The sequence below is a fragment of the Streptomyces sp. NPDC107521 genome, from assembly GCF_055598485.1.
In genome coordinates this window covers 134,939-159,265 of the sequence record NZ_JBVKAT010000019.1, presented here as the reverse complement: position 1 = coordinate 159,265, position 24,327 = coordinate 134,939, and the positions used below count along the sequence as shown (strand labels likewise).

General features: G+C 72.3%; 21 protein-coding genes, 1 tRNA gene and 1 riboswitch. Of the genes, 6 read left to right on the top strand and 16 right to left on the bottom strand.

The window, feature by feature from the left end; translation table 11 throughout:
• Nucleotides 1–1,046 precede the first annotated feature (1,046 nt).
• Nucleotides 1,047–2,039 carry a UDP-glucose 4-epimerase GalE gene (gene galE, locus ACZ7LB_RS25410; RefSeq protein ID WP_471471471.1) on the top strand — a complete coding sequence of 331 codons (993 nt, stop codon included), beginning with the start codon at nt 1,047–1,049 and terminating at the stop codon, nt 2,037–2,039.
• Nucleotides 2,040–2,054: 15 nt separating this feature from the next.
• Here galE and ACZ7LB_RS25405 read toward each other — a convergent pair whose 3' ends face one another.
• The 6 genes from ACZ7LB_RS25405 to ACZ7LB_RS25380 are packed head-to-tail and all read right to left on the bottom strand — an operon-like array spanning nt 2,055 to nt 7,492.
• On the bottom strand, nt 2,055–2,849 hold the full coding sequence (locus tag ACZ7LB_RS25405; RefSeq protein WP_471471469.1) for a hypothetical protein: 795 nt from the start codon (nt 2,847–2,849) through the stop codon (nt 2,055–2,057).
• Nucleotides 2,824–3,597 (bottom strand): sugar phosphate nucleotidyltransferase, encoded by a 774-nt coding sequence (locus ACZ7LB_RS25400; RefSeq protein ID WP_471471467.1) that lies wholly within the window; start codon nt 3,595–3,597, stop codon nt 2,824–2,826. Before ACZ7LB_RS25400 ends, ACZ7LB_RS25405 begins: the two co-directional genes overlap by 26 nt.
• Before the next feature lie 13 nt (nt 3,598–3,610).
• The gene (locus tag ACZ7LB_RS25395; protein ID WP_471471465.1) at nt 3,611–4,675 is read right to left on the bottom strand and encodes a DUF2332 domain-containing protein; all 1,065 of its coding nucleotides are present in this window, start codon (nt 4,673–4,675) and stop codon (nt 3,611–3,613) included.
• Between the two features lie 12 nt (nt 4,676–4,687).
• The gene (locus tag ACZ7LB_RS25390; protein WP_471471463.1) at nt 4,688–5,353 is read right to left on the bottom strand and encodes an RraA family protein; all 666 of its coding nucleotides are present in this window, start codon (nt 5,351–5,353) and stop codon (nt 4,688–4,690) included.
• A gap of 16 nt (nt 5,354–5,369) precedes the next feature.
• On the bottom strand, nt 5,370–6,581 hold the full coding sequence (locus ACZ7LB_RS25385) for an SIS domain-containing protein (protein WP_471471461.1): 1,212 nt from the start codon (nt 6,579–6,581) through the stop codon (nt 5,370–5,372).
• Entirely contained in the window at nt 6,578–7,492 is a 915-nt protein-coding gene (locus ACZ7LB_RS25380; RefSeq protein WP_471471459.1) for a dTDP-4-dehydrorhamnose reductase family protein, read from the bottom strand. Before ACZ7LB_RS25380 ends, ACZ7LB_RS25385 begins: the two co-directional genes overlap by 4 nt.
• 219 nt (nt 7,493–7,711) lie before the next feature.
• Between ACZ7LB_RS25380 and ACZ7LB_RS25375 the strand changes: the two genes are divergently transcribed.
• Entirely contained in the window at nt 7,712–9,025 is a 1,314-nt protein-coding gene (locus ACZ7LB_RS25375) for an XRE family transcriptional regulator (protein ID WP_471471457.1), read from the top strand.
• Nucleotides 9,026–9,040: 15 nt separating this feature from the next.
• On the opposite strand, the gene ACZ7LB_RS25370 is transcribed toward ACZ7LB_RS25375, so the two are convergent.
• Both ACZ7LB_RS25370 and ACZ7LB_RS25365 read right to left on the bottom strand, forming a co-directional pair.
• Nucleotides 9,041–9,454 (bottom strand): NUDIX domain-containing protein, encoded by a 414-nt coding sequence (locus tag ACZ7LB_RS25370; RefSeq protein ID WP_471471455.1) that lies wholly within the window; start codon nt 9,452–9,454, stop codon nt 9,041–9,043.
• A gap of 216 nt (nt 9,455–9,670) precedes the next feature.
• Nucleotides 9,671–9,754, bottom strand: a tRNA-Leu gene (locus ACZ7LB_RS25365).
• Nucleotides 9,755–10,165: 411 nt separating this feature from the next.
• On the opposite strand from ACZ7LB_RS25365, the gene ACZ7LB_RS25360 reads away from it, so the two are divergent.
• Complete coding sequence (locus ACZ7LB_RS25360; RefSeq protein ID WP_471471453.1) at nt 10,166–10,936, top strand: ABC transporter ATP-binding protein; 771 nt, start codon at nt 10,166–10,168, stop codon at nt 10,934–10,936.
• Nucleotides 10,937–11,119: 183 nt separating this feature from the next.
• Nucleotides 11,120–13,648 (top strand): ABC transporter permease, encoded by a 2,529-nt coding sequence (locus ACZ7LB_RS25355; protein WP_471471451.1) that lies wholly within the window; start codon nt 11,120–11,122, stop codon nt 13,646–13,648.
• Between the two features lie 108 nt (nt 13,649–13,756).
• On the opposite strand, the gene ACZ7LB_RS25350 is transcribed toward ACZ7LB_RS25355, so the two are convergent.
• A complete protein-coding gene (locus ACZ7LB_RS25350) occupies nt 13,757–15,058 on the bottom strand; it encodes a class I SAM-dependent methyltransferase (protein ID WP_471471449.1) in 1,302 nt (433 codons plus the stop codon).
• A gap of 677 nt (nt 15,059–15,735) precedes the next feature.
• A complete protein-coding gene (locus ACZ7LB_RS25345; RefSeq protein ID WP_471471447.1) occupies nt 15,736–17,148 on the bottom strand; it encodes an NAD(P)/FAD-dependent oxidoreductase in 1,413 nt (470 codons plus the stop codon).
• A gap of 590 nt (nt 17,149–17,738) precedes the next feature.
• On the opposite strand from ACZ7LB_RS25345, the gene ACZ7LB_RS25340 reads away from it, so the two are divergent.
• Nucleotides 17,739–18,011, top strand: a complete 273-nt coding sequence (locus ACZ7LB_RS25340) for a type II toxin-antitoxin system Phd/YefM family antitoxin (protein WP_471471445.1) — start codon at nt 17,739–17,741, stop codon at nt 18,009–18,011.
• On the top strand, nt 18,008–18,277 hold the full coding sequence (locus ACZ7LB_RS25335; protein ID WP_471471443.1) for a type II toxin-antitoxin system RelE family toxin: 270 nt from the start codon (nt 18,008–18,010) through the stop codon (nt 18,275–18,277). The genes ACZ7LB_RS25340 and ACZ7LB_RS25335 overlap by 4 nt, the downstream gene beginning before the upstream one ends.
• Before the next feature lie 17 nt (nt 18,278–18,294).
• On the opposite strand, the gene ACZ7LB_RS25330 is transcribed toward ACZ7LB_RS25335, so the two are convergent.
• From ACZ7LB_RS25330 to ACZ7LB_RS25305, 6 genes are all read right to left on the bottom strand, one after another.
• On the bottom strand, nt 18,295–19,236 hold the full coding sequence (locus ACZ7LB_RS25330) for a Ppx/GppA phosphatase family protein (RefSeq protein ID WP_471471441.1): 942 nt from the start codon (nt 19,234–19,236) through the stop codon (nt 18,295–18,297).
• The gene (locus ACZ7LB_RS25325; protein WP_471471439.1) at nt 19,233–19,766 is read right to left on the bottom strand and encodes a DUF501 domain-containing protein; all 534 of its coding nucleotides are present in this window, start codon (nt 19,764–19,766) and stop codon (nt 19,233–19,235) included. The genes ACZ7LB_RS25330 and ACZ7LB_RS25325 overlap by 4 nt, the downstream gene beginning before the upstream one ends.
• Nucleotides 19,767–19,815: 49 nt before the next feature.
• A complete protein-coding gene (locus tag ACZ7LB_RS25320; protein WP_471471437.1) occupies nt 19,816–20,295 on the bottom strand; it encodes an FtsB family cell division protein in 480 nt (159 codons plus the stop codon).
• Between the two features lie 124 nt (nt 20,296–20,419).
• Nucleotides 20,420–21,709, bottom strand: a complete 1,290-nt coding sequence (eno, locus tag ACZ7LB_RS25315) for a phosphopyruvate hydratase (RefSeq protein WP_471471435.1) — start codon at nt 21,707–21,709, stop codon at nt 20,420–20,422.
• A gap of 302 nt (nt 21,710–22,011) precedes the next feature.
• Nucleotides 22,012–22,800 (bottom strand): transglycosylase family protein, encoded by a 789-nt coding sequence (locus tag ACZ7LB_RS25310; protein ID WP_471471433.1) that lies wholly within the window; start codon nt 22,798–22,800, stop codon nt 22,012–22,014.
• 3 nt (nt 22,801–22,803) lie between these two features.
• Nucleotides 22,804–22,971: riboswitch (cyclic di-AMP (ydaO/yuaA leader) on the bottom strand.
• A gap of 177 nt (nt 22,972–23,148) precedes the next feature.
• Entirely contained in the window at nt 23,149–24,291 is a 1,143-nt protein-coding gene (locus tag ACZ7LB_RS25305) for a transglycosylase family protein (protein ID WP_471471431.1), read from the bottom strand.
• Between the last annotated feature and the right edge of the window lie 36 nt (nt 24,292–24,327).

Genomic DNA, 24,327 nt, shown 5'->3' with positions numbered 1-24,327 from the left:
CGCACTCCTGATCACCGGAGGCACCGCCCTGGCCATCACCCGACGCCGACGCCGCACCTGACACCCGCCACCCCGACCCGGTGACCGCGACAACCCCACGGCCACCGGGCCCCAACACGCGGGGCACCCTCCCCGCCCCGCACCACCCACCACGCCCCCGCCCCGCACCACGGGACGGGGGCGCGGTGCTCCGGTGCACACATCGGCGCGATGCCTGCTCTCCCGGGCGGGAACCGTCGGCGCACCGGCGCGCTCGCCCCGTCAGTAGCCGCTGCCGTACCGACCACGGGGTCTGCCGATCGAACGGGGGTCCCGACCGGGTGGCCTCGGGCCCTGCCCCGCACAAGGGCAGGGCCCGGCGGTATGCGGGCAATCCAGGGGAGCGGACGGCCACGCGCCGCTACAGTCGGGCGCCATGAGCTGATCGTCAGGCCCTTGGCGCGCGCGGGACTTGGGCTCCCAAGCGGTGGGGACGGATCGGGCGTGGGCGCACTGGACGTGGCCTCGGCGCTCGGGCATCCCGCTGGGTGCCCAGCGACCTGCGGCTCGACCGGCTTGTCTTCCCGCCGGGGCCGGTACGGGACGGTACCGTGAAGTAGTCCCCGGAAAGTGTTCCGTGGCGAAGCCCGGTCCGTCATGCGGAGCTACGTGCACGCGAGTTGTGGGTCCCCCGGCGCCCGCTCCTGGCGGGAGGGCCTCCCCAGCCGACGCCTGCGTAGCGCCGGCCCTGGGCTCCCGCCTCGTGACCTCGCGATGGAGCAGATCAACCGGTTCGGCATGCATGCTCACGAGATCGGGATCACCCCGATGAGCGACGGCAGCGGCCGGACGTCGACCTCAGAGCCCTGGTGGTCGAGCGGACCTCAGCCGGCCCGAACCGCGATTGCGGTCGAAACGCACAGGTCACAGGCTTGACGGCCCCTGCGGGTTCTTCGGGAGCCGCTGACTGGGCACCGGGGCGGGGCTGCTCTCCCTGCCCGGGTTCTCCGCTAGCCTTGCCCGGTCGCCTACTGGGGCTGGAACGAGGCCGGGAGAGAATCAGCGTGGTGAAGGTCCTGATCGCCGGAGGAGCCGGCTACATCGGCAGCACGGTCGCCTCAGCGTGCCTGGACGCGGGCATCACCCCGGTGCTCCTCGACAACCTCGTCCGGGGTCGCCGCGAGTTCACCGTGGGCCGCACCTTCTACGAGGGCGACATCGCGGACGGTCAGCTGGTCGACCGGATCTTCTCGGAGCACCCGGACATCTCCGCCGTGGTGCACTGCGCGGCGCTGATCGTGGTGCCGGAGTCCGTCGCTGACCCGATCGGCTACTACGAGGCGAACGTGGCCAAGAGCCTCGCCTTCGTCAGCCACCTGCACCGCAACGGCTGCGACCGCATCATCTTCAGCAGCTCGGCCTCCATCTACCGGGCCGAGGACGGCTCGCCCGTCGACGAGGACTCGCCGCTGGCGCCGCAGAGCCCGTATGCGCGGACCAAGGCCGTGTGCGAGGAGATGTTCGCCGACATCGCCGTGGCCGGTCCGCGCGTGCTGTCGCTGCGGTATTTCAACCCGGTCGGGGCCGACCCGAAGCTGCGTACCGGGCTCCAGCTCAAGCGGCCCAGCCACGCCCTGGGCGTGCTGATCCAGGCGCACCAGGAGGGCCGCCCGTTCCCGATCACGGGGACGGACTACCCGACGCGCGACGGCAGCGGTATCCGGGACTACGTGCACGTCTGGGATCTCGCCGCGGCCCACATCGCGGCGATCGAGCGCTTCGACTCCGTCCTCACGGGGCCGAAGCGCTCGATCGCGATCAATCTCGGCACGGGCTCCGGCACCACGGTCCGGGAGCTGTGCGCCGCGTTCAACAACGTCGTCAGCACCCCGCTGACCACCGTCGACGCCGATCCGCGGCCCGGTGATGTGGCCGGCGGCTACACCAAGAGCGACCGGGCGGCCGAGCTGCTGGGGTGGACGCCGAGGCTGTCCCTTGAGGACGGCATCCGCTCCGCCCTGGACTGGATCCCGGTGCGCGACGAGCTGCTGAAGGACTGAGCCCTTTCCCCGCCTTCACTCCTCCCGGGTCCGAGCGCCCGGGAGGAATCCTGTTTCGAGGGCGATCAGGTGCCGGATGGCGGGGGCGAGCCACGCGGTGTCCCACCGGTGCTCTGCCGGGGCATCCTGGTAGGCGTGGTGGGGGATGCCGAGTTCTTCGAGGAGCCGGCGGCCGGCGGTCCAGTCGGCTTCCAGCGTGCCGATGCCCCCGAACGCGATGCGGCGGGATCCCTGGAGGGCTTGGACGCGGCGGTGCAGGTTCTGCCGCACGTCGTACTCGTCGAGCTGTGTGGTGCTGCCGGCGATGTCCACGAGCTGCGGGTGGGGTGGCCGGTCGCTGAGCAGTGAGGCATCCCAGACGCTGGCGACGGCGAAGAGGCCGGGGTGCCGGGTCAGCAGGTTGAGGGCGGCAAAGCCGCCCTTGCTGAATCCCAGCAGGTGCACCGGAGGCCGCACCTGTGGGCCGAGCAGGGCCAGGACCGTCGGCACGACCACGCGGACGAGGTGGTCCTCCTGCTGGCAGTCGGCCCGGGTGGCGTGGTTGACCAGCCAGGGCGACTCGCTGAACGTCGGTGCGGCGAAGACGGTTCCCTCGCGCAGGTGAGCCGGGAGCCGTCCGATCTCGGCAAGGCTGTGACCGTACTTGCGCCCGTCGCCCTTCTCCACGGGCAGGGCGACCACAACCCTGCGCACCGGCTGCTCGGGCCAGATCAGGGTGACCTGCGTTCCGGGCCTCTGGAACGGGCTCTCCAGAAGGACCAACCGGGTGCCCGCGGGCAGGTGTTCATGGGCGGAGGGCGGCGACGGCATCGTGGTAGGTCTCCCAGTTGTCGCAGTTGAACCGGAGGTCGTCCGGACGGAGCGGCAGCGCCGTGAGGTGGTTGCCAGCGGCGATCCAGCGCCGGACGGCGTCGATGAGGTATAGCTCGCCGCCCGGGCGGGGCGGGCACGTGCGCAGGGCGTCGAAGACGAACGGGCCGAGCACCCAGCGGGCGGCGCAGGCGTGCACCCACTGGGCACCGGCGTGGTCGAGAAGGTCTCTGCCGAAGGCGACCGCGACCGGCCCGGGGCCGCTCCTGGGCGCGTCGGCCGCGCCCAGGAGAGTCTCGTGCGCGGGGATGCTGTCCGTCGGGAAGACGCGGGTCAGGACGGAGCAGTCCGATGTGCCGGAGACGAGCCGCTTGAGCGGTGTCTCGCCGTCGGCGGCGCCGCGGATCAGGTTGTCCCCGAACGCGAGGACGAATGGCTGGCCCCCGGTCCATGTCTCGGCGGCGAGAACGGGGGCTCCGGGACCGGCGCCGTCATCCTGGACCCGGTAGGAGAAGTCCATGCCGTACGCGGTGCCGCTGCCGAAGTAGGCCGGGATCTGCGGCTTGTGCGAGGAGATCACGAACAGGACGTCGGTGATCCCTGCCGTCCGCAGCTCGTGGACGAGGTGCTCCAGAATCGGCCGCCCCGCGGCGGGCAGCATCTCCTTGGGAAGGATGCGGGTGATCGGGTCCATCTTGGTTCCGACCCCGCCGGCGGCCACGACCGCCCTGTTGATCGTGTGCGGCATGAAGTCCCTGTCTTCAGGCGCCCGTCCGGGCGGGCGGGTTGGCCAGCCAGTCGATCCAGGTTCCGTAGACGTCGCAGTGGGCCACGGTGTGGGAGCGGCTCACGCCGCCGTCGTGGCTGGCCATGATCAGGCGGGGGGTGGTGTTGCTGAAGTGCCCGATGGAGATCTCGTGCAGCGGGCGGCGCCTGCTCAGCTCGGCGAGGGTGTCGACGAGGCGTTCTCGGCCGCTCGGTGAGCCGAAGATCTGGTAGATCGACCACGAGAAGACGAAGACCAGGTGCTGCTCGTCCGGGGTCTCGTCGACGATGTCGGCGAGATGGTCCTGTGCCGTGCCGGACAGGATCGTCGGCGGAGTGCGGGCGGCCAGCGCCAGGGCCGAGTTCAGGGTGCGCATCCGCCCGGTCTGCTCGGGCCAGGTGAGGCTGACCAGCCACTCGGTGGCCACGGGGTCGGTGACATCGACCGGATGCGGTTCGATCCCGACCGGCAGGACGAACCGCGCCGGGTCCAGTGTCAGGGGCGGCGTCCCGCCCCTGACCTCACAGTGCAGGACTGTGTCCGGGTCACTGTCCGGCAGGGTGAGCTGCTGCCCGGCGTAGTCGTAGGTGTAGCGGTCCCAGAGCAGGGCCAGCCCGGCACTGGCGCCGACGTCCACGATCCTGATCGGCCGGCCGTCGTCGAGTTGCTGCTGGAGCGCGGCGAAGGCGGGCAGAAGGACGGTACAGCGGTTGACCTCGTTGGTCTGAACGGCCCGGGTCGAGATGATCTGCCGGACGGCTTCGGCGTGGTGGCGGCAGAAGTCCGTGAGCAGGTCGGCGGCTCGGTCTTCGGTCAGGTCCTCGCGGCCGGTGAAGTAGGGGGCGAGCGTGTGCTTCACGCCGCGGCGCAGGATGTGGTGGACGGCCCCGAGCAGCATGTTGGGGGCGGGCTGTCCCGGCTGGGTGAGGGCCGCGAGGTCGAGCAGCTCGGGGGTGCGGGCGATGGCTCGAGACAGGACGGCGTACAGCGGGGACGGTCCGGCGGCCTGCTGGTCGGCGAACCGCCGGAAGGTCTCGGCGAGCTGGGTGCGGTAGGTCATCGGGGGGTCTCCTCAGACGATCTTGTAGCCGCAGTCGGCGAGCTGCTGCACGGCGCCGAGGCTCTGGCCCCGGCGGGCCCACCACTTCTCCTCCTCGGCGGCCTGGGACGCGCGGGCCTTGGCGATGACGGCCGCGGCCTTCTCGCGGGGGACGATCACCGTGCCGTCCTCGTCGCCGACCACGACGTCCCCGGGGGTGATGCGGACACCGTCGATGTCCACGGGGACGTTGACCGCGCCGTCATGGCGGCTGGCGGGGTAGTCGTAGTTCAGCGGGGTGGCGCCGCGGGCGACGGTGGGGAAGGCGATGCGGCGCAGTTCGGCGAGGTCGCGGACCATGCCGTCGACCAGGGCACCGGCGATGCCCCGGGTCTCCATGTGCGCGGCGGTCACGCCCCCGAAGCAGGAGCGTTCCTTGCCGCCGCCGGCAGCGACCACGACGACGTCGCCGGGCAGGGCCAGGTCGATCGCCGCGCGGCGCACGGTGACGTCCGGGCCCAGCGCGGTGACGGCGCTGCCGCACAGGACCAGGCCGGGGGTCTGAAGGCGCAGGCAGTGGGAGAGAGTGCCGGTCTTGCCGAGGGCGTCCACGATGGAGGCGACCGGGATGCGGGACAGGGCGGCGATCTCGCTGCGGGCGGGGCGGACGATGTCGGTGCGGATCTCGCGTACGGGCATGGTTGATGCCTTTCGTTCAGAGGGAGGGGGTGTCGGAGAGTTCGCGGAGCGGCGCGAGGTCGCGGGCCATGAGGTCGTCGGTCGACAGCCCGCCGGCCTGCTCGGCGGCCAGGGCGGCGCGGGTGGTCCGGCAGAGCAGATGGGCGAGGGACTGCACCAGGGCCGCGAGGCCGAAGTCGTCGACGCGCGGCAGCCGGAAGCCACGCGGCCCGGCGCTGGAGCGACTGGGGCCGTCCCGGTGCAGGAGGAACGGCCGGGTGCCCGCCACGGTGGCGGCGTTGACGGCCTCGCGGGTCGTCCTGCCTGCCGAGTCGTAGGCCAGGAGGAAGACCACGTCCTGGGGGCTGGCGCTGCTGAGCTGGTGGCGGACGCCGTGGGCGGGGTCGGGGTGGTCGTTGTAGATCGCGCTCATGTCGGCCAGCGAGGGGTCGCAGACGACGAGCGGAGGCTGTACGTCTTCGACGCCGAGCGGCGCGTCCCAGCGCAGGTTGTGTGCGAAGTGCTCGCCGACGAGGGCGAGGGGCCCGCCATCCGGGCACAGCACGTAGATGCGGCGCTGGTTGCGGATCGCGTCCCGGGCGGCCTCGGTGGCCTCCCGCAGGAAGGCCCCCAGCAGTTCGGTGTCCACCGCTGCCAGGGCGTTCAGGTGCCGCTCCGCTCGGACCGGCAGCGGCTCCGTGCCGGGGCCGAGTGCGGTGGCGGCGGCCAGGGTCAGCACGGTCAGCATGGCGTCCTCACTGATCTGCTGGTCCGTGGTTCCGGTCGCCCAGACCATGCCGTCGGCCGGCTCCATCTGGGTGCCGTCGCCGCCGACCAGCGCCAGCACCGGCACGCGGTGTTCGACGCAGAGCCGGGCGGCCTCAAGGATGTTCGCCGACCGGCCGCTGACGCTGGCCACCATGACCAGGTCCACCCGGCCGATGCCTCTGGCGAGTGACCGCGCGAAGGCCGTGCGGTACTCGTCCCGCTGGGCGCTGTAGGCCAGGGTCGCCGGGCTCATCATCGCGTCGTTCACCGGTCCCCCGGCCTGCGCGTGGAGCTGGAGGAGAACCGAGCGGACGATCGCGGAGGAGCCGCCGTTGCCGAAGGCGCGGATCTCGCCGCCGGCGACGGTGGCCTTGGCCAGCAGGTCGACGGCCTCGGCGTGGCGGGTGAGCATGCGGCGGACGGCGGCGCCCACCTCGGTCACGTAGGCGTGGGCGAAGTCCTTGTACACAAGCGGGGTCACGACGGGTCCTTCCTTCGGTCCGCAGCGGGCCCGGCGGGGGCCAGCCAGGGCTCGACCACGGGCGGGAACTCGGTGTCGAACAGGCGGCGGACCGGTCTCAGGGCCGCGGGCCCCTGGCAGTCCAGGCGGCAGTCGACCGGCCGGTCCCCGGACTCCGCATCCGCCGCCCCGGCGCGGACATGATCGGCGGGCAGGTGGAACCTGTGCGCGATGAGCAGGGCCATCCGGTACTTGGTCAGGCCCTGCTCAGCGCTCCAGTGGGCGACCGAGCCCAAGCGCTGCCCTTGCAGGAGGGCCCCGGCGAGCCGGCGGCACACCTCGGCGGCCTCGTCCGCGTGCGTGGGGTAGCGGACACACACGTCGTCCAGTTCGACCGGGGCACCGGAGGCGACCTGGCAGGCGATCTCGGTCAGGTTCGTCTCGGCCGCGAACCGCACGGGCCCGTACAGCACGGGCAGCCGCAGGATCGCCGCGTCCGGGCAAGCGGCACTCACGGCGTGCTCGGCCAGCAGCTTCCACCGGCCGTAGGCGTTCAGCGGGTTCGGGAGGCTGCCGGGCCGGTAGGGCGGCGCTGTCCCGTCGAAGACGTAGTCGCTGGAGATGTGCACCAGCCGGGCCCTGCACCGGCGCGCGCCCTCGGCGATCAGCCGGGCCGCGTCCACATTTCCCGCGCGGGCCCTCTGCGGTGAACCGGCCCACACCGCGGGGCGGCGCTCGCCCACGCAGTTCACGACGACGTCCGGCCGCACCCGGCCGAGCAGCCGCTCGATGGCGTCGGCCGACGTCGCATCGACCGCGACCAGGCCGCCGACGGCCCGGCTGAAAGCGGTGCCCGTCACGGTCATGTCACCGAAGGCCCGCATCACGGAGCGGCCCAAGAGCCCGGACGCACCGAAGATCACTGCTCGCATCCCTCACCTCCACGTTTCTGCGATGTGAGACAGACAAGCGGAGGCGGAGGCGTGATCGGGAGAGGTCGCCGCGGTGTACCCGGTGCATGCACCAAGTCGGTGTACAGGAACCGGTTTTGGGGCCTGGTGTACGTACACCAGGCCCCATTCGTCCCGTCTTCTGGCGGCCCCCGGGCGGTGGTACCTTCCGGCAAGGACCCCGCCGGACTTGGAGTGCCCATGGAGCCAGCAGCGGTTGACGCCCCGCCGGCCAACGCGCTCGGCGCCCTGTTACAGCAGTTGGAGATACGGCCGGAACAGCTCATTGCCCGCATCAACCAGCGGCGTTCCCGCCGCGGCTGCTCCCCCCTCAGCCCGAAGGCGGCCTACCCCTGGCTGCGCGAGACCCCCTCGCTGCCGCAGCCCGACAACCAGGCGGACGCCTTGGCCGTCCTCACCGCCAGGGCCGGACGGTGCATCACCGCGGCCGATGCCGGATGGGACCTTCCCCGCTCCAGGGCCCGCCACCGCCACCTCGACGCGCCCGGCGACGCCCCCCTTGAGGCCCTGTTCCAGGAGATCAGCCAAGGAGACCTGATGGACCGCCGCAACCTGCTCATGCTCACCGGGGCCGCAGCCACCGCCCCCGCCCTCGCGCTGCTGCTCGGCCCGGCAGCGGAAGCCTCCGCCGCCTCTTCCGGCCAGCTGAACGAACGGCTCGTCGGGTCCATCGAAAGGGCAGTGCACGACCTGAGGGAGATCGACGACTCCACTGGCAGTGCAAGCGGCGATCTGACCTGGGGTCTCGGCATCTGGCAGAGCGCCTCCCGGGTCGTGGCACAGGCCCGCGGTCAAGGGGCCCTCGCCGACCGCCTCCACACCGCCTACATCGAACTGAGCGAGCAGATCGGCTGGATGTGCTTCGATGCCCGCCAGCACCCGCAGGCGCAGCGCATCTACCACACCGGTATGCGCCTGGCCCGCGAAAGCGGCACCTCACTGTCCACCCGTCACGCAACCGCCAACCTCGTCGCCTCCACCGCATACCAGGCCGCGTGGCTGGGCCACCACAACGACGCCGCCGCACTCCTCGACATCGCCGCACGGACCCCAGATCTTCCGTCGGTAGCCGCTGCGGTCATCGCCGACCGGCGCGTCTACGCCGCAGGACAGCGGCGTGATCCCGACGCAGTCCTCCGGTTCCGCGACGAAGCCCTGGGCCACCTCGGCTCTCCTGACGAGCGCACACCGTGGTGGGCGACCTGGCTCACGAAGGACTCCGTGGACGCCGCCACCGGCCGGGCCTGGCTCGCATGCGACCAGCCCTCACGAGCCGTCCCCTTCCTGCGCAGCCGCGTCGAAGCGACCGCACCCGACTACCCGCGCGACCACCTCCACGCCACACTCGACCTAGCCGACACCGTCCACCGGTGCGGCGACAGCGACCACGCACGGGAACTCCTCAACCAGGCCGAACGGCTCATCGACACCGTCAACTCCCGGCGCCTGGCCCACCGGCTCGACGCTCTGTCATCGGCCGTCACCGCTGCGTGAAGCAAGCACGCCCGCTCAGCCCCGGCGGGCGGCGGGAGCGTGCCGGGCGACAGCGCCGGCACCGGGACCGTGGCCATCACCGAAGCTCCTCCGCTCTCCCGGCCACCGCCCTCCGTGAACGCCGGAGATCAGGTGGAGCTTGCGCGGGGGCGGGGTGGGGCCGGGCCGGGTGACGCGCTGATCGACGACCCACATCAGGTCCCCGCCTTCAGCGAGTGCCGTGTCCAATCCGAGTTCTTCGGCGAGTTCACGGGCGAGGGCGGCGTCGAGGTCTTCGCCGTCCTCGACGTTGCCGCCGGGCGGGGTGTAGTGGGTGGAGTCGGCGCGGTCGCGGCGGACGAGGGCGACGTCGCCGCCGCAGAACACCAGTGCCCCGGTCCGGATCTTGATCCGGGAGAACGGGGCGGGTGTGGCGGGGGTGTTCGTCATGGCGGCCAGCAGCAGCCACCCGCGAGCCGCGTACGGTCGCCGCCGGGGCGCCACTTCACCTGGTGGCTCGTGACCACCCCCGCCTTGCTCCGGCGGGTCACAACTGATGCCCTGACGGCACCGTAGGGCAGCGTGTTCCCACCGTGTTCCCACGCCACGAAAGATGATGGGCGCCTGCCAGCCGATTTCGCTGGTCAGGCGCCGTGGAGCGCCGAGTGCCCGGAGCCGGACTTGAACCGGCACGCCCTCACAGGGGCAGCGAGGTTTAAGCTCGCCGTGTCTGCATTCCACCATCCGGGCAGGCCATGGGCACCGCATCGAGCGTCCCGAGCCTATCGGGACGGCTCGTCCCGACCGAGGCCGGGAGGACCCATGTTGTCTTATTTTATTGGCGCCTGAGGGGGCATCAGCTCCGTGGGCAGGCCATCCGCACTTGCCAACAGCCTTGCGTGCGGGAACGGACCCCGCATACGGAATGACGTAATTTCACCGTCTCGACAGAAGCGCCCGAACCTGCATGGGCGACATCCCGGTCGGACGGTTCGTGAACCGTGCCCGTCGGGGCCGGTGTCATCCTCAGGTAGGACGGTCCGGCGGTGCCGTCCGACCGAGGTCGCCCCCCGGAACCGGAACAAGGGCTGACGGCGGCGGCGCTTCCGCACGGCACGATGAAGGAGTAGCCGAGCACGCCGTACCGACAGGAGCACCCCCGTGACCACCGCACCCACCGCCGACCGGGCCACCACCGTGGCCGCGCGCGCCACGGAGCTGTCCAAGATCTACGGCCAGGGCGAGACCCAGGTCGTGGCCCTGGACCGCGTCTCCGTCGACTTCGTCCGCGCCGAGTTCACCGCGATCATGGGGCCCTCCGGCTCCGGCAAGTCCACGCTGATGCACTGCGTCGCCGGGCTGGACACCTTCTCCTCCGGTTCCGTGCGCATCGGCGACACGGAGCTGGGCTCCCTCAAGGACAAGCAGCTCACCAAGTTGCGCCGGGACAAGATCGGCTTCATCTTCCAGGCGTTCAACCTGCTGCCGACGCTGACCGCGCTGGAGAACATCACCCTGCCGATGGACATCGCGGGCCGCAGGCCCGACAAGGAGTGGCTCGACTCCGTGATCGACATGGTGGGCCTGTCCGGGCGGCTCGGGCACCGGCCCGCCCAGCTCTCCGGCGGCCAGCAGCAGCGCGTGGCCGTGGCCCGCGCCCTGGCCTCCCGGCCGGAGATCATCTTCGGCGACGAGCCCACCGGCAACCTGGACTCCCGCTCGGGCGCCGAGGTCCTGGGCTTCCTGCGCAACTCGGTGCGGGAGATGGGCCAGACCGTCGTCATGGTCACCCACGACCCGGTGGCCGCGGCCTACGCGGACCGCGTCGTCTTCCTCGCGGACGGCCGCATCGTCGACGAACTGCGCGGGCCGACCGCGGACTCCGTGCTGGACCGGATGAAGCGCTTCGACGCCAAGGGCCGCACGAGCTGATCCCCCGCCCGGTCCCGCCCCGCCGGGGCACCGGGCACCGCACCCGACCGCGCACCTCCGGCACCGGCACCGGACCCCGACCCCGGGACCCCGGACCCGTGCTCCCGCCGGGGCACACCGCGCCCCGCACTCCCCCGCCGCCGCCTCCGCGCCGCCGCCCTCCTCCACCGACAGAGAAGACCCATGCTCCGTACCGCCCTGCGCAACGTTCTCGCGCACAAGGCCAGGCTGTTGATGACCGTGCTCGCCGTGATGCTCGGCGTGGCGTTCGTCTCGGGCACCCTGGTCTTCACCAACTCCGTCTCCGGCGCCCTCCAGAACAGCTCGGCCAAGGGCTTCGGCCATGTCGACGTGGCCATCGGGCCCGCGTACCAGAAGGCCGCCGGGGACGCCCCCGGCAAGGTCCCCGAACTGCCCGGCTCCGTCCTCGACCGGAGCGCCCGGGTGCCCGGCGCCGCCTCCGCCATCGGCGTGGTCCGCGGCTTCACCGCCATCGCCGACAAGGACGGCGGCCTGATCGGCGACGGCTGGAGCACCCAGGGCGGCAACTACTGGGGCACCGACGACCCCCGCTACCCCCTGGCCGAGGGCCGCGCCCCCCGGGGCGCCGGTGAGATCCTGATCGACGCGAAGACCGCCGAGCGCACTGGCTACGGCGTCGGCGACACCGTGCGGCTGTCGGTCGACGGCCCGGTGCTCACCCCGAAGGTCACCGGTGTCTTCCGCACCGACGACGGCGCCGTCGCCGCCGGCGGCACCCTCGCCCTGTTCGACACGGACACCGCCCAGCGGCTGTTCGGCAAGCCCGGCACCTTCGACGAGATCGACGTCAAGGCGAAGCCCGGGGTCACCGAGAGCGCGCTCAAGGCGCAGCTCGACAAGGCGCTGCCCGAGGGCCTCTACGAGACCACCACGGGCCGGCAGCTCGCGGACGACCAGGCGGAGGTGATCGCCGAGTCGATGAGCGGCATGAAGCAGGGCCTGCTGGTCTTCGCCGGGATCGCGCTGTTCGTCGGCACCTTCATCATCGCCAACACCTTCACCATGCTGGTCGCCCAGCGCACCCGGGAACTGGCCCTGATGCGGGCCGTCGGCGCCTCCCGGGGCCAGGTCACGCGGTCGGTGCTGATCGAGGCGTTCGTGGTGGGCGCCGTCGCCGCGGTCGCCGGTCTCGCCGCCGGCATCGGCATCGGCGCCGGGCTCCGCTCGCTGGTGGGCTCCATCGGCGGGACCCTGCCCGACGGCCCGCTGGTGGTCTCCTCCGGCACCGTCGCCGCCGCCCTCGTGGTCGGCGTCCTGGTCACCATGCTGGCCGCCTGGCTGCCCGGCCGCCGCGCGGCGAGGATCCCGCCGGTGGCGGCGATGAACAGCGTGCACGCCACGGCGACCGCCAAGTCCCTGGTACTGCGCAACACCCTCGGCGCCCTGTTCTCGGCCGCCGGTGTCGCCGTGGTCCTGGCGGCGACCACCATGAAGGGATCCGACGGACAGGCCCCGATGGGCCTCGGCGCGGTGCTGCTGATCATCGGCGTCTTCATCCTGACGCCGCTGCTGTCCCGTCCGCTGATCGCCGCCGCGGCTCCGCTGCTGCGCGTCTTCGGCATCGCCGGCAAGCTGGCCCGGCAGAACTCGGTGCGCAACCCGCGCCGCACCGCCGCCACCGCCTCGGCGCTGATGATCGGGCTCACCCTGATCACCGGCATGACCGTGATGGCGGGCAGCCTGCAGAAGTCCATCGACCGGATGGCGTCGTCCGCCATCCGGGCCGACTACGTCGTCTCCATGGCCAACGGCAACCCGCTCTCCCCCGGTGTCGGCGAGAAGCTGGGGCGTGCCGAGGGCGTCACCGCCGTCAGCCCGCTGCGCAACTCCCCCTCCCGCGTCGGCGGCGAGACCGAGTACCTCACCGGCGTCGACGGCGCCACGATCGGCGCCCTCACCGACCTGGCCGTCGAGGACGGGACCTTCACCGTCACGGGCACCCGGATCGTCGTGGACGGCGACACCGCCGAGCGGCACGGCTGGAAGGCCGGGTCGGCGCTGACCGTCTCCTACGAGGACGGGAAGAAGCAGCGTCTCACCGTCGCCGGGGTCTACGAGGGCAACGCCATGATCCAGGGCATCATGGTCGACAACGCCACCCTCACCCCGCACCTGTCGGACCCCGTCGACATGCAGGTCATGGTGAAGACGGCCGACGGCACCTCGGGACAGGCCAAGGAGGCCCTGGAGAAGGCGCTGGGCAGCAACCCGGCCATCAAGATCCAGGACAAGAAGGACATCTCCAACGAGATCGCCCAGATGTTCACGATGATGCTGAACATGCTCTACGGCCTGCTGGCCATGGCGGTGATCGTCGCGGTCCTCGGCGTCATCAACACCCTGGCCATGTCCGTCTTCGAGCGCTCGCAGGAGATCGGCATGCTGCGCGCCATCGGCCTGGACCGCCGGGCCGTCAAGCGGATGGTGCGCCTGGAGTCCCTGGTGATCTCCCTGTTCGGCGGCGTGCTCGGGATCGGCCTGGGCGTGTTCTTCGGCTGGGCCGCCGGTGAGCTGATGGGCACCACGCTGGCGACCTACGAACTGGTCCTGCCCTGGGGCCGGATGGCCGTCTTCCTGCTGCTGGCCGCCGCGGTGGGCGTCCTGGCGGCGCTCTGGCCGGCCCGCCGCGCGGCGCGGCTGAACACCCTGCTGGCCATCAAGGCGGAGTAGCCGCCCCGGCCCCGCGCGGGGCCGGGATCACGCACGGGCCGCACCCGCACGGGGCCCCGCTCCGGGAGTCGGAGCGGGGTCCCTCGCGCGTCGGTGCCGGTGCGGGGGTCAGTTCCAGGCGCGGGCGCGCAGCGGCAGCCCGGCCGCCCCGGAGTCGGGGGTGCGCACCGCGAGGACCTGGTTGACGCCGATGCGGTTGCGCTCGAAGGCGACCGCGGAGGCGGCCATGTAGAGCCGCCAGACCCGGGCCCGGCCGACGCCGGCGAGGCCCGCCGCGCGCTTCCAGTCGGCCTCCAGGTTGGTGACCCAGCGGCGCAGGGTCAGCGCGTAGTGCTCACGCAGGGACTCCACGTCCCGCACCTCGAACCCGGCGCGCTCCAACTGGGTCACGGTGGTGCCGACGGGGGCGAGTTCGCCGTCCGGGAAGACGTAGGCGTCGATGAACGCGTCGAGGTCGTAGGCATCCTCGTCGCGCCGCGGGCGGCGGCCGATCTGGTGGTTGAGCAGCCGCCCGCCGGGCTTCAGCAGCCGGTGCAGGTCGACGGCGTACTCCAGGTAGCGCTCGGAGCCGACGTGTTCGGCCATCCCGATGGAGGAGATCGCGTCGTAGGGACCGTCGGTGACGTCGCGGTAGTCCTGGACGCGGATCTCGACGCGGTCGGTGAGCCCCTCGTCGGCGACGCGCTTGCGGGCGTGGGCGGCCTGTTCCTGCGACAGGGTCACGCCGACGACGCTCACCCCGTGCTCGCGGGCGGCGTGGACGGCCATGGAGCCCCAGCCGCAGCCGACGTCCAGCAGGCGCTGACCGGGTCTCAGGGCCAGCTTGCGGCTGACCAGTTCGAGCTTGTCGCGCTGGGCGTCCTCCAGGGTGCCGCCCTCCTCCTCGGGGGCGCTCCAGTAGGCGCAGGAGTACACCATGGAGGAACCGAGGACGAGTTGGTAGAAGTCGTTGCCGACGTCGTAGTGGTGGCTGATGGCCCGCCGGTCGCTGCGCCGGGTGTGCAGACGGCTCCCGGCACGGCGGATCTCCTCGGGCGGCGGCGCGGGCGGCAGCGGCAGCCCGCCGAGCCGCACCAGGCCGAGCGCGGCGGAGCGGACGGCGGGGTCGCGCAGGGACGCCAGGAGGCCGGGGGCGTCCTCGTCGCGCTCCCAGACGAAGCCGGCCATCAGGTCGAGCGCGGTGTAGAGGTCGCCCTCGACCTCGAGGTCACCGGCCACCCAGGCGCGGGCCAGGCCGAGTTCGCCCGGCTTGAACATCAGACGGCGCAGGGCCCGGCGGTTGCGGACGACGAGGGCGGGCGCGCCCGGTGGTCCCGCCTGCGACCCGTCCCAGGCGCGGATCCGCACCGGGAGGGGCGTTCCGAGCAACTGCTCGAAGAGGTTCTGCAGCCGCTGCGCGGCGTCGGGCATGGCGTACCTCCGTGACAAGTGATCCCGGAAAAGTCCGATACCACGTAAACATCAGGAGGGGCCCCGTACAGTCCCCGGCACGCGTCACGACTGGGCAAAATGCCCGCACGCCCCCTGCGTTCGCGGCGTGTCGGCCATCCGGCCGCACCCCCCGGCCACCTGCGGCGGCGCGCGCCCGGCGCCCGGCCCGGGAGGCGGTGCGGGGGCCGGGTCCGCGACCCCCGGAGGCGAGCATTCCGGCGGGGCCGCCCGGCGGGGGTCCGGGACGGGGGCCGGTCCGGGACGGCCGGTCCGGGACGTTCCCGCGCGCGAGGTCCGGCGCGCGAGGTCCGGCACGCGGGTTCGGACAGGCGGGTTCCGGCACGCGGGTTCGGACAGGCGGGTTCCGGCGCGCGAGGTTCCTGCCCCGGGGCATCGTGCGAGGAGGCCCCGCCCGGCGGCGAGAACGAAGAAGGCGCCGGTGCGCAGCCGTTCGGCCGGGCCGGGGGGACCGGCCCGGCCGCTCCCGGTGACGCGGCGTCACCGCGCCGCTCCCGCCCGGCCGGAGGCGACGGGCGTCACCGTGTCGCCTCCGCCCCGGCGGGTGAGGCGGCGTCACCGCGCCGGGCACGGCGAAGGGGCCGCCCGCACCACGGATGGCGGGCGGCCCCTTCGGGGTCGTCGGACGGGAGGTCCGGTCAGGAGGCCTTGGCCTTCTCGCCGGTCTTCTCCGCGGCGCTCGGGCCGCTCGTGTCCGCGGCCTTCGGCGCGGCCGGGGCCGGCTTGGCGGCCTCGTAGAACTCCTCGCGCGGGGTCTCGATCGCGCCGAGGGAGACGACCTCGCGCTTGAGGAACATGGCGAGGGTCCAGTCCGCGAAGACGCGGATCTTGCGGTTCCAGGTCGGCATGGCCAGGCCGTGGTAGCCCCGGTGCATGTACCAGGCGAGGCGTCCCTTGACCTTGATCTTCATCTTGCCCATGACGATCATGGCGACGCCCTTGTGCAGGCCGAGGCCCGCCACCGCGCCCTTGTTGGCGTGGCTGTACTCCTTCTGCGGGAAGCCCCGCATGCCGGAGACCACGTTGTCGCCGAGGACCTTGGCCTGGCGCAGCGCGTGCTGGGCGTTCGGCGGGCACCAGGCGTTCTCGTTGCCCGCCCGGCGGCCGACGAGGTCCGGGACCTGGGCGTTGTCGCCCGCGGCCCAGATGTAGTCGGTGCCGGTGACCTGGAGGGTGGGGGCGACGTCGACGTGGCCGCGGGGGCCGAGCGGCAGCCCGAAGCGGGTCAGCGCCGGGTTCGGCTTGACGCCGGCGGTCCACACCAGGGTGTTGGAGTCGACCTCCAGCCCGTTCTTGAGCACCACGTGGCCGTCGACGCAGGAGTCCATCGAGGTGGACAGGTAGATCTCGATGCCGCGGCTCTCGAGGTGCTCCTTGCCGTACTGGCCGAGCTTCGGCCCGACCTCGGGAAGGATCTTGTCGGCGGCGTCGACGAGGACGAAGCGCATGTCCTCGCGGGAGACGTTCTTGTAGTACTTGGCCGCGTCGCGGGCCATGTCCTCGATCTCGCCGACGGTCTCCGCGCCGGCGAAGCCGCCGCCGATGAAGACGAAGGTGAGGGCCTTGCGGCGGATCTCCTCGTCGGTGGTGGAGTCGGCCTTGTCGAGCTGCTCCAGCACGTGGTTGCGCAGGCCGATGGACTCCTCGATGCCCTTCATGCCGATGCCCTGCTCGGCGAGGCCGGGGATCGGGAAGGTGCGGGAGACCGCGCCCATCGCGATGACGAGGTAGTCGAAGGGCAGCTCGTACGCCTCGCCGACCAGCGGCGTGATCGTGGCGACCTTCCGGTCCTGGTCGATGGTGGTGACCCGGCCGGTGAGGACCTCCGCCTTGGGAAGCACGCGCCGCAGGGGGACGACGACGTGCCGCGGGGAGATGTTGCCGGCGGCGGCTTCGGGGAGGAAGGGCTGGTAGGTCATGTACGACCGCGGGTCGACGACCGTGACGGTCGCCTCGCCGTAACGCATCTTCTTCTGGATGCGTCGAGCTGCGTACAGGCCTACGTACCCACCGCCTACTACGAGGATCCTGGGACGCTCCGTGGTGCTCATGCCATCGAGTATCCCCCTGCCCCGGGGGGGTGGTTCGTGCGCCCCTTCACAAGGTCGACCAGCCACTGTGCTACCATCCGCGACCCACGTGACGTGGATCATGGAACAGGGGGGAACCGGAGCCCCTCTTGCCCCGTTGTCAATGCCGCGTGAGCTGCTGCTCCGTCCCGCGGGACGGGCTGGACCAGCCCCGGCGCCGCCCGCCGCGAGGCCTTTTTCCGGCGCCGTACTGAACACGTTCAAAGGGCAGTTGAACCCCCAAAAGGGTCAGCCGGCTCACTTTCCTCGCCCGCCGGAGCGCATTTCCTTGTGAAGAACTTCACGAACTTTCCCGACGGGACGTCACCGGGAGGGGCCGAAAGGCCCTTCCGGACCCCGCTCAAACGCCATCCGCCCTGCTCAGCAGAAGGCTACCCATGGGTAGCAACAGCGGTCACGGACGCCCCGGACCGCTCGCCCCCGGCCACCCGGACCGACTCCCGGGGGCCTTCCCCGTCCGCGCGATCGACCGGGCGGCAGCCCCCCGGGGGCACCTCCGGGGAAGACCTCGATCCCCCCCATGTGTACATCCCAGGATGCACACCGCACCCATGACCGAGAACAGCGTGACCGTACGGGACGCCCGCGCCCATATCGCGGATCACATCAACCGGGCCGAGGAAGGCATTCCCACAGTCGTCACGCGCAACGGCACTCCCGTGGCGGCGATGGTCCCGATCGCGGACTTCGAGGCGCCGGAGGAGGCCGCCGACGTCATGCTGGCGCGTGAGGCGGAAGCGGTCCTCGCCGAAGGGGGCCCCACCCTGACCATGGCGGAACTCCTGGCCGACCCGTTCGCCGAGCACGACGACGCAACGGCGTGACGTACGCCTCCCGCTTCACCACGGCGGCGCAGCGACAGCTCCGGGCCATCGGTCGGCCCGACGCCATGCGCATCCTGGCGGCGCCGACCGCGCTCGGCGATGATCCCTACCGTGCGGACGCGGACGTCAAGAAGCTCACCGGCCCGTCGGGCCTCTGTCGCCTTGGGGCGGGGAGCCACCGGGTCGCCCACCGGATCGACGACGGAGAACTCCTCGTCCTCGTGGTCAAGGTGGACGACCGGCGGGACGTCCACCGCGACCTGTAGCGCCCCGCCCCCTCCGCCTACGCGATCGACCAGGCGATCCCGTCCAGGATGTCGTGCTCGCTGACGACGACCTCGTGGGCGTCCATGCGCTCCATGATCGCGAGGAGCACCAGCGCGCCCGCGGCGATCACGTCCACCCGGCCCGGGTGCAGGGACGGGATGGCGGCGCGTTCGGCGTGGGTGGAGCGCAGCAGGTGCTCGGTGATCGCGCGGACCTCCCCGCGGGAGACCCGGGAGTGGTGGATGGCGGCCGGGTCGTAGGCGGGCAGCTCCTGCGCGATGGCGGAGACCGTGGTCACCGACCCGGCCAGCCCCACCAGGGTGCGCGCCTCGCGCAGCGGGACGGTGCGCTCGGCCTCGTCCAGGGCGGCCTCGATGTCGGCCCGCATCGCCGCGACCCGCTCCGGGGAGGGCGGGTCGGCCACCACCCCGTCGCGCACCAGGTGCCGTTCGGTCATCCGGACGCAGCCGATGTCCACCGAGCGGGCGGCGCGCACCCGGTCGTCGCCCACCACGAACTCGGTCGAGCCGCCGCCGATGTCCACGACCAGGTACGGCCGCTCCAGGTCGGTGCGGCCGACCAGCTCGCCGGTGGCGCCGGTGAAGGAGAACGCGGCCTCCTGGTCACCGGTGATCACCTCGGGCTCCACTCCGAGGATGTCCACCACGCCCCGGACGAACTCGTCCCGGTTCTCGGCGTCCCGGGAGGCGGAGGTGGCCACGAAGCGCAGCCGCTCCGCGCCGTGCTCCCGGATCACCCCGGCGTACTCGCGGCAGGCCGCGAAGGTCCGCTCCAGGGCCTCCGGCGCCAGCCGCCCGGTGCGGTCCACGCCCTGGCCGAGCCGCACGATGGTCATGCGCCGGTCCAGGTCGGTCAGCTCCCCGGTGGCCGGGTCGGCGTCCGCGACGAGCAGCCGGACGGAGTTCGTTCCGCAGTCGACGGCGGCGACCCGGGTCACTGGGCGTCCTCCTGTCCGGGGGTGGTCACGCAGGGGCCCTTGCGCCACCACTCGGGCAGCATGGCGAGGGCCTCGTCGCCCAGCGGGTTGACGCCGGGGCCGGCGGCCAGCGAGTGGGCGACCAGCACGTGCAGGCACTTGACCCGGTCGGGCATGCCGCCCGCGCTCGGGAAGCCGGTCAGCTCCTCGATCTCGTCCCGGCGGCGGACGTAGTCCTCGTGGGCGGCCCGGTAGGCGGCGGCCAGCTCCGGGTCGGCGGCGAGCCGTTCGGTCATCTCCTTCATCACGCCGTTCGCCTCCAGCGTGCCGATCGCGGAGGCCGCCCTCGGACACGTCAGGTAGTACAGCGTGGGGAAGGGCGTGCCGTCGGGCAGCCGCGGCGCCGTCTCCACGACGTCCGGCCGGCCGCAGGGGCAGCGGTGCGCGATGGCGCGCAGTCCGCGCGGGGGGCGTCCGAGCTGCTGCCGGAACGCCTCGACGTCCTCGTCGGTGGGCGCGGTGCGCTCGGTGGTCGGCGGGGGATTCTGCATGACTGTCTTCCGCTGGTCTTCCTGTTGAGTCACCGCCGGCACGGCCGGTTCACGGCCGGCCGGCGGCGTCGGCCTTGTCGACGCCGTCCCAGACGTTGCGGTACCAGGGGCGGGCGCCCGATCCGAGGCCGCCGCGGGACGGCCGGACCGCGCCCGGGTCGACGACGACGAAGCCCGTCTCCCCCGGCATCACGTAGTGCAGCCGCAGCCGGATCTGCTGCTCGGCGTAGGCGTCGTCCTGCCAGCGCGCCTTGAGGTCGCGCAGGTCCTCGACCCGTTGCCGGGTCTCGCGCTGCTGGGTGCGCAGGTCCGCGATCTCGGCGCGCTGGGCGACGTACTGCCGTATCGGGTAGGCGAGGGCCACGACGAGCGAGCAGAGCACCATCGCCAGCAGGGCCGCGCGGCCGGTCAGCCGGGAGCGGCGGTCCTGGCGCCGGGTCTGCGAACGGTAGACCCGGGCCGCCGTCTGCTCGCCGATCAGCCGGATCCTGGTCGCGGTGGAGAAACGGTCCCGGTCCTTCACCGCCATGTGCCCGCCTCCGCGTTCGTGCGTCCTCATACGTGCGTACGTCCCCGCACACGGTACGGGACCGAGTACGGGGACGTACGTACGACGCTTCCGGTGGGCGCGCGGGCTTCGTCTCCCGCGGCGCTCAGTCGTTGGCGGTGCGGAACCTCGGGAAGGCGCTGCGGCCCGCGTAGACGGCGGCGTCGTCGAGGATCTCCTCGATGCGCAGGAGCTGGTTGTACTTGGCGACGCGCTCGGAGCGGGCCGGGGCGCCGGTCTTGATCTGGCCGCAGTTGGTGGCGACGGCCAGGTCGGCGATGGTGACGTCCTCGGTCTCGCCGGAGCGGTGGGACATCATGCACTTGAAGCCGTTGCGCTGGGCCAGCTCCACGGCGTCCAGGGTCTCGGTCAGCGAACCGATCTGGTTGACCTTCACCAGCAGGGCGTTGGCGATGCCCTCGTCGATACCGCGCGCCAGACGCTCGGGGTTGGTGACGAACAGGTCGTCACCGACGAGCTGGACCTGGTCACCGAGCTTGTCGGTGATGGTCTTCCAGCCCTCCCAGTCGTCCTCGAACAGCGGGTCCTCGATGGACACGAGCGGGTACGCGTCGACGAGCTCCGCGTAGTACTCGGTCATCTCGGCGGCGGTGCGCTCCTTGCCCTCGAAGGTGTAGGAGCCGTCCTTGTAGAACTCGGACGCGGCGACGTCCAGCGCGAGCGCGATCTGCTCGCCCGGGATGTAGCCGGCCTCCTTGACGGCCTCCAGGATGAGGTCGAGGGCCTCGCGGTTGGAGCCCAGGTTCGGGGCGAAGCCGCCCTCGTCGCCGAGACCGGTGGCCAGGCCCTTCTTCTTCAGGACCTTCTTGAGGGTGTGGTAGACCTCGGTGCCCCAGCGCAGCGCCTCGGAGAAGGACTCCGCGCCGATCGGCGCGATCATGAACTCCTGGATGTCCACGTTGGAGTCGGCGTGCGAGCCGCCGTTCAGGATGTTCATCATCGGCACCGGCAGCAGGTGCGCGTTGGGTCCGCCCAGGTAGCGGAACAGGGGCAGGTCGCTGGCCTCGGAGGCGGCGTGGGCGACGGCGAGGGAGACGCCGAGGATGGCGTTGGCGCCGAGCGAGCCCTTGTTGTCGGTGGCGTCCAGGTCGAACATGGCCTGGTCGATCAGGCGCTGCTCGGTGGCGTCGTAGCCGACCAGCTCCGGGCCGATCTGCTCGATGACCGCGAGCACGGCCTTCTCGACGCCCTTGCCCAGGTAGCGGCCGGGGTCCCCGTCGCGCAGCTCGATGGCCTCGAAGGCGCCGGTGGAGGCGCCGGACGGCACGGCGGCACGACCCGTGCTGCCGTCGTCGAGGCCGACCTCGACCTCGACCGTGGGGTTGCCTCGGGAGTCCAGGATTTCCCGGGCTACGACGACGTCGATGGACGGCACGAGCATCTCCTTCTTGGGGTGTGACGCGGGCGGCCGGGCCGCGATGGCTTGGCGGTCCGTTCCGTGTTGCTCTGCGGGATGAGCCTAACCGGCTCCGGGCGATCGGTCGGCCTTCGGCCCACCCCGTGGACAGAACCGGCGGGAAATTGTTTCCGAACGGAACAAAACGGTTCGGGGAAACCGGGGCGCGGGCCGGACGGGGCGCGGGGCGGGGTCCCGGCCCGGCGCGCGGGCGCGAAAAAACCCGCCCCGGTGCGTACGGGGGAACACGCACCGGGGCGGGGGCCGGGGGGAGCGGCGGCCTACTTGAGGTGGAGCTGCTGGCCCGGGTAGATCAGGTCGGCGTCCTCGACGATGTCGCCGTTGAGCTTGAAGAGCTTCGCCCAGCCGCCCTTGACGCCGTGGTCGGCGGCGATGGAGCTGAGGGTGTCGCCCGCGACGACCCGGTACTCGCCGTCGCCCTTCTTGACCTTCTTGCCGGTCGGGGTGGTGACGGTCTTCTTGGCGGCCGGACGCTCGGCGGAGCGGGTCGACCTCTGCTCGGCGGAGCGGTCCGAGGTGCCCTGGGAGCGCTGCGGGGCGCTCTGGGAGGTGCCGGTGCTCTGCTTCTGGGTGCTCTGCTTCTGGGTGTTCTGCGAGGAGCCGGTGCCCTGCTGCTGGGTGCTCTGCGAGGAGCCGCCCTGGCTCTGCGGGGCGGTGGAGCCGCCGCCGGTGTACGCGGCACGGGACAGGCCGACACCGCAGACCGGCCAGGCGCCCTTGCCCTGGCCCGCGAGCACCTTCTCGGCGATCTCTATCTGCTGCGCCTTGCTCGCCTGGTTGGCGGTGGCGGCGTACTGCGTACCGCCGTAGGCGGCCCAGGTGGAGGCGGAGAACTGCAGACCGCCGTAGTAGCCGTTGCCGGTGTTGATGGACCAGTTGCCGCCGGACTCGCAGCGGGCGACGGCGTCCCACTCGGCGGCGGTGGCGGCGGAGGCGTTGCCGGCCGCCATCAGCGGGGCGGCGACAGCGGCGCCGGTGACGCCGGCGACGGCGATGACGCGGGTGGCCTTGGACGGGCGACGGTGCTTGCCCTTGCCGGAAAACAGCATGGTTGATCCCCTCACCGACGCCTGCGAGGTGAGCTGTCGGGTTCGGGCCGGTTGAGTTGCCCGGCCGGGTTCCTCACGGAACTCGGCTCCACCCCTAGCCGCTCCGGCTCAACTGCCCGGTGCGGCGACTTACCTTGGGTCCCCCGCTCCTGCCTGCGGCGCTTGACGCGACGACTGTTCCCGGAGGGCCGCTGGCAGGATTCGGCGTTGCGGCAACCGGGGCCCGCGATGGCGAGCGACCCTGACCGTAGCCACGCGCTCCGCGGATTTTCAAAGACGATCACGGCTTATGAGACCTATATCTCACGAGATCCAAAACGGACATACAGCCGCGAACCATGACGTGAACTAGCCCTGCCCGGGCTCCGATTCACCGCCGACGGCAAGCTCCTGACCGGGCAGGATGTAGTCCGGGTCGGCGCCCACGACGTCCTTGTTCTCCTCATAGAGGGAGGACCATCCGCCGTCGACCCCGAGGGAGTCCGCGATGCCCCACAGACTGTCGCCCGGACGGACGGTGTAGGAGCCGTCCACGGCGTCCCGGGCGGCGCTCCCGCCGCGCGAGGCGTGACGGCCGGAGGAGCCGTCGGCGCGGCCGTCCGCCGCGCCCTCGTCGGCGCTGCCGCCGCGGTGCCGCCCACCGCCGGCCGCCTCCTCACCGGCGGAGCCCGAAGCACCCCCACCGGAGCCGGACTTGTCCGATTCACCGGACTCGACCGCATTCGACCCGCGGTCGTCCGTCCCCTCGGAGGCGCCGGTGCCTTCGGAGCCGCCGGCGCCGGACGCGGAGTCCCGCGCCGCCCCGGGATCGGACGAGGCGCCGGAATCAGGCGTTTCGTCCCGGTCATCGGCCGACGTCCCGTCAGAGGCCGCCGACGGGGAGGGCGACCCGCTCTCCCGCCCGGACGGCGCCGGGTCCTTCCCGCCGGACCGCCCGGACGACCCGGGCGTGTCGGAGGCGCCGGGAGAGGCGGAGGAGCCGGGGTCGGCGGAGGCGTCGGAGCCGGCGTCCTCCGCACGGTCCGCCCCGGAGGCGTCCGAATCCTGGGACCCGCCCTCGTCCCGGGACTCGCCCCGGGACTTCCCGTCCTTGTCCGTCCCCTCCTCCGAGGACCCGCCCTTGCCGAGGCCCGCCTGCGGGCCGCAGGTCGGCCAGGCGGCGACGCCCCGGTCCGCGAGCAGCTTCTCGGCCACTCTGATCTGCTGGGCGCGGCTGGCCTGGTCGGGGCTGGGCGCGTACTGCGTACCGCCGTAGCCCTCCCAGTCCTCCTGGGAGAGCTGGAGACCGCCGTAGTACCCGTTGCCGCCGTTCTGGCTCCATGCGCCGCCGGTCTCGCACTCCGCGACCCGGTCCCAGTTCGCGCCGTCGGCCGCGTGGGCGCCGGTGGCGCCGAGCAGCGGGAGGGCGATGGCGGAGCCGGTCACTCCGGCCGCGACGACGAGGGCCGGGGCCTGGCGGGGGCGACGGTGACGACCGTTCCCGGAAAGCATGCGACTACCTTTCGCGAGACAGCGAGGGGCGCGCGG